Raw genomic sequence first — 4,735 nt, forward strand, 5'->3', positions numbered from 1 at the left:
CGTCCTGAAGGTCCTGAAGGGCGCGCCGGACCGGGCCCACTTCTGCTCTCTCTTGGCCGACGTCCTCATGGAACAGGGCCGCCTCCCCAACTGCATCCTGGCCATCTGGGACCAGGCGCGCGGCGGGTACGTCTGCGCGGCCAAACGGACCAACCGTCTGGCCGACGACCCCGACGAGGGCGTCCTCCTCACGTCCCTCCCCGTCGCCGCTCCACTGGTCCACGAGGCGCAGATCGACCTCAGGGACGTCAGCGCCGACACCGCCCTCAAAGCCTGGGGGCTCGGCAAGTGCCCGTGGGCAAGCATGGCCTCCATGACCTGCCTCTTCCCCATCTGCGACGACCGGTCCCTGATAGGGCTCGCCGCTCTGGGGTCGGACGACCGCGCGACGCCGACGAAGGATCAGCTGGCCGCTCTGCGCCTCATCGCACAGTTCTCAGCCTACGAGTTCCATCGGTTTTAAGGACTGATATGATGAAGGGACAGCCATGAAGCCATTCCGACCTGCCGCCCCATCCTTCGGCCTCCTGGACGAGGCGTTGTCGGCGCTTCTGCCGGCGGATGACGGAGACTCGGCCCTTTCGGGGCGGCAGGCCGCCTCCCTTTCGACGGAGCAGCTGCTGGCCTCCCGTGATGCGATCCTGGATCAGCTGCCGGTCCCCCTCGTCATCAGCGACGAGCAGGACCGCATCCTGTACGCCAACCGGGCTCTCCTCTCCCTGATCAACGGCCCGGAGGACTTCCTGAAGGGCAAAAAACTCCCCTCCATCCTCGTCCCCAGGGCAAAGCTGGACCCTCACTCCGAGGACGCGCAGGACCCGGCGGAGCGGGAGAGGCAGGACCTTCCAGACGGGCAGGCCCTCATCCTCCTGGGAGCCGAGGGGGTGGCCCTGCCCGTGAAGCAGCTAACCGGCTCCGTGACGTGGAACGCGTACAAGCTCACGCTCTCCGCGCTGTTCGACCTCAGCGAGCAGCAGGCCGCCAACGAGCGCCTGCTGCGCATCGCCTACTACGACTCCCTGACGGGCCTTCCGAACCGGGACTGCTTCATGGACTCCCTGAACCAGGAGCTCCGCAAGCTGAACAGCGCGGACGGCTACACCTTCAGCGTCATCCTTCTCAACATGGACCGATTCAAGCTGCTCAACGAGCAGTACGGCTCCGACACCGCGGACAAGGTCCTGATCGAGGTCATCGAGCGCACCAAGACCATCCTCCACGGCTTCGCCACGATCTTCCGCACGGGCGGGGACGAGGTGATGGCGATCCTGAAGGGCGTGAGCTCACAATCCTACCTGGAGTCCACCCTGGACCGACTCTTGAAGCTCATCTCCCTCCCCATCTGGATCGACGGGGACAGCGTGTTTCCAAGCGCCTGCCTCACCGCAATGCTGGACATCCCGAAGGACTTCTCCGCGCTTCAGGTGCTGGGAGGCCTGTCGAGCTCCATGAAGGCGGCGAAGAAGCGCGGCCTGGGCTGCGTCCTCTTCGTCTCCCCCGCGACGGAACATCGGGACAAGGAGGCGAAGCACAAGGATATCCTGAAGGTCACTGCGGAGATCCAGACCTCCCTTCTGAACGACCAGTTCATCCCCTACTTCCAGCCCATCTACAACACGGCCACCATGCAGCTCCTGGGCTTTGAGACGCTGGCGCGATGGAGGCATCCAACGGGCGACATCCTGCCGCCTGGCGCCTTCATCCCCGAAGCGGAGGAATCGGGCCTGCTGACGGCCATCGACCGATCCATCGTCTCGCAGGCCCTCGCCGTCATGGAGAGCTTCACCAGGAAGTACCCCAATCTGAACTTCCACCTCAACGCCAACGCCTCCGGGCTCTCGCTGAAGGACGCTTCGTTCTTCGACTTCATCGAGGGGAAGTTGAAAAACGTGACCTTCCCCACGGATCGCTTCACCCTGGAGATCACGGAGGACGTCCTGATGGAAAACCTGGGGGAGGCGCGCGGACGCTTGGAAAAGCTTAAGAAGCTCAACATCAGCGTCGCGCTGGACGACTTCGGGACGGGCTACTCCTCGCTGCAGTACATCAGCCAGCTGCCCGTGGACAGCCTGAAGATAGACCGCTCCTTCATCGATCAGATGCTGAAGTCCAGAAAGACCGCAAGCCTGGTGAAGAGCGTCATCGAGATGGCCCGCTCCCTCAACCTCGGCATCGTGGCGGAGGGCATCGAGACGAAGGACCAGAACCAGTGGCTCGCGGAGTACAACGTGGCGGGCCAGGGCTTCTTCTTCTCCGTGCCGCTCCCCGTGGAAAAGGCCGATGAGTTCCTGAAGGACGTCTCCGTCTTTGCCGAACTCATCAAGGAGATGCCGCAGCTCTGACGTCCGGCGCCAAATCCCCTAGCGGCTCCGCCTCTCCTCCATGGCCTCTTCCAAAGTGACGTCTGCAGCAAGGACTCCAAAGAGGGATTTCGCGACGTCCACCCGATCCTGACATGGGGTTGATAGCTTCGCTGCTCCCCTGCCGCCCTTTGCAACATCAATTCCTTTCGCTCCTACAGGTGCAAGGGGCTTCTTCAAGTTGGCACTCACTTCGGACACGGCGATGGACATAGAGCACACCTCCTGGTCCTCATTATACACTTACCGCAGGAGACGGGATACGACCTGGCCACGGAGATCACGACAAGTCTGTCCCACTCCCGGCACACGAAAGCGGCGGGGGCCACGCAGGCCCCCGCCGTCGATGTCGCTGTTGCCAGTCCGCGCTACCCCTTGTGGTGTGCCATCATCACCGCGCCGGCGATGGAGAGCAGCTTCGCGCGCATCGGGTCCGCGCGGCTCGTGAGGATCACGGGCGCCGCAGCGCCGATGATGAGCCCCGCCGTCTCGCTGTCCCTGGAAAAGTAGGTGATGGACTTCGCCAGGACGTTCCCCACCTCGATCTGGGGCACGAACAGGATGTCCGCATGTCCGGCCACCGGCGAGTTGATCTTCTTGATCTTCGCGGCCTCCTCGTTGATGGCGTTGTCCAGGGCCAGGGGGCCGTCCACGATGCAGTTTCGGATCTGGCCGCGCTGGTTCATCTGGACCAGCGCGCAGGCGTCCAGCGTGCAGGGCATGTCCGGGTTCACCACCTCAACCGCCGCGAGGCAGGCCACCTTCGGGCACTCCACGCCCAGCGCCCGCGCGAAGTTCACCGTGTTCTGAAGGATGTCGGCCTTCTGCTTCACGTCGGGGTACATGTTGAACGCGGCATCGGCGATGAAGAGGACGCGGTCGTAGCCGGGGATGTGGTGGAAATAGCAGTGGGAGATGGTCTTGCCGCTGCGGAGGCCGACCTCTTTGTTCAGCATTCCCCGCAGGAAATGGTCCGTGTGGAGCTGGCCCTTCATGTAGATGTCAGCGCGCTTCGCGGAGACCTCCGTCACGGCCACGATGCCACACTTCGCCTCATTGCGCTCCTCGATGACGTTGTAGTCCTTCTCGGAGGCGCCCGCCTCCTGGATGCAGGCCCTGACCCTGTCGGGGTTGCCCACCAGCGTCGCCTCCACCATCCCGGCCTTGCGGGCCTCCTCGATGGCGGCGATCAGCCCCGCATCCTCCGCCATAGCCACGGAGAGGCGCTTCTTCCCCTTCTCGGCGCAGAGCTTCTTCGCTCCCTCGATCAACTGCGACAACGAACGAATCTGTTCCATAATGCAGCATCCTCCTTCAAAATGAGATTTGCGAATATGTCAGGGGGCCGCCCCCTCACTCCAGCCAGTTCTGAATGCGGTCCAGGTAGAGCTTCAGAAGCCGTGCGGCCACCGGCCCCGGCCGCCCGGTCCCAATCCGCTGCTCCCCGACCCGGACCACGGGCAGCACCTTCTTCACGCTCCCCGTGATGAAGGCCTCGCTGGCGCGCGGCAGCTCGTCAACGCGCGGGCAGCGCTCCTGCGTCTCGATCCCCTCGGCGCGGGCCAACTCCAGAATGACGCTCCGCGTCGTCCCCTTCAGCACGCGGGAGAGGGGGGCCGTCACAAGCCGACCCTCCAGGACGAGGAAAAAGGTGCTGTGCCCCGCCTCCGTGATCTCCCCGTCGGGGCAGTAGAGCACCTCAAAGGCGCCAGACCGCGACAGGGCATAGGTCGTGCGGTAGTCCACGCTCTTCACGGCGGGGTCTTTCCGCCCGAAGGGCAGGGGCGCCAGGGCAACACCTTCTTCGTAGGCCTTGCGGGGGGGCGGGGAGAGCTCCTCGAAGATCATGAAGAAGCGGGGGGCCGTAAAGCCCTCCACGTCGTCGAAGACGTCGCCTCCCGACAGGTACACCTTGACCTGAACGTCGCCCCCGGCCCGGGCCAGCCCCTCGCGCACCAGGCGCTTCATGTCCTCCATGGAGAGCGTCGGGCGGATGCGCTCGCGCTCCGCCCCGTTCAGGAGGCGCTCCAGGTGAGGCGTCAAGAGAAGCGGCCGCCCTCCATAGGTCCCGATCACTTCAAAGACGCCGACGCCCCGCTGGACGAGGAGGTCGCTCAACGGGAGCGCCGCCTCCTCCGGCGGGGTGAAACGTCCGTTCACGTAACACAGTTTCATGAGAAGCGTCCCTCACTTCATTATAAAACCAGGCGGGCGAAACCGGTGGCCGCTTCGCCCGGTCTTTACCTTTTGCTTTCCCTGGGGATATCCCTCGGACGGAGGAAGGGGTCCTGGGCGAGGCTCTGGCCCAGAGAAGCGTCCCGGTCGGGGAAGGCCAGGATGGAGAGCGACAGCCCCACCTTGTCGTCGTTCCCCGA

General features: G+C 64.3%; 5 protein-coding genes. 2 read left to right on the forward strand and 3 right to left on the reverse strand.

Going from position 1 to position 4,735, the window contains the following annotated elements:
- A partial coding sequence (locus tag SY1_RS04045) for a hypothetical protein (protein ID WP_208872791.1) occupies positions 1-463 on the forward strand: 463 nt, incomplete at its 5' end.
- A gap of 25 nt (positions 464-488) precedes the next feature.
- Positions 489-2,342 carry a putative bifunctional diguanylate cyclase/phosphodiesterase gene (locus SY1_RS04050; RefSeq protein WP_015556268.1) on the forward strand — a complete coding sequence of 618 codons (1,854 nt, stop codon included), beginning with the start codon at positions 489-491 and terminating at the stop codon, positions 2,340-2,342.
- An 18-nt stretch (positions 2,343-2,360) separates the two neighbouring features.
- Here SY1_RS04050 and SY1_RS04055 read toward each other — a convergent pair whose 3' ends face one another.
- From SY1_RS04055 to SY1_RS04065, 3 genes are all read right to left on the reverse strand, one after another.
- Positions 2,361-2,573 carry a hypothetical protein gene (locus tag SY1_RS04055; protein ID WP_015556269.1) on the reverse strand — a complete coding sequence of 71 codons (213 nt, stop codon included), beginning with the start codon at positions 2,571-2,573 and terminating at the stop codon, positions 2,361-2,363.
- Between the two features lie 155 nt (positions 2,574-2,728).
- Entirely contained in the window at positions 2,729-3,658 is a 930-nt protein-coding gene (locus tag SY1_RS04060; protein ID WP_015556270.1) for a bifunctional enoyl-CoA hydratase/phosphate acetyltransferase, read from the reverse strand.
- 55 nt (positions 3,659-3,713) lie between these two features.
- Positions 3,714-4,535 (reverse strand): aminotransferase class IV, encoded by an 822-nt coding sequence (locus tag SY1_RS04065; protein WP_015556271.1) that lies wholly within the window; start codon positions 4,533-4,535, stop codon positions 3,714-3,716.
- Positions 4,536-4,735: the final 200 nt, after the last annotated feature.

This window comes from Fretibacterium fastidiosum, from assembly GCF_000210715.1.
Classification (GTDB): domain Bacteria; phylum Synergistota; class Synergistia; order Synergistales; family Aminobacteriaceae; genus Fretibacterium; species Fretibacterium fastidiosum.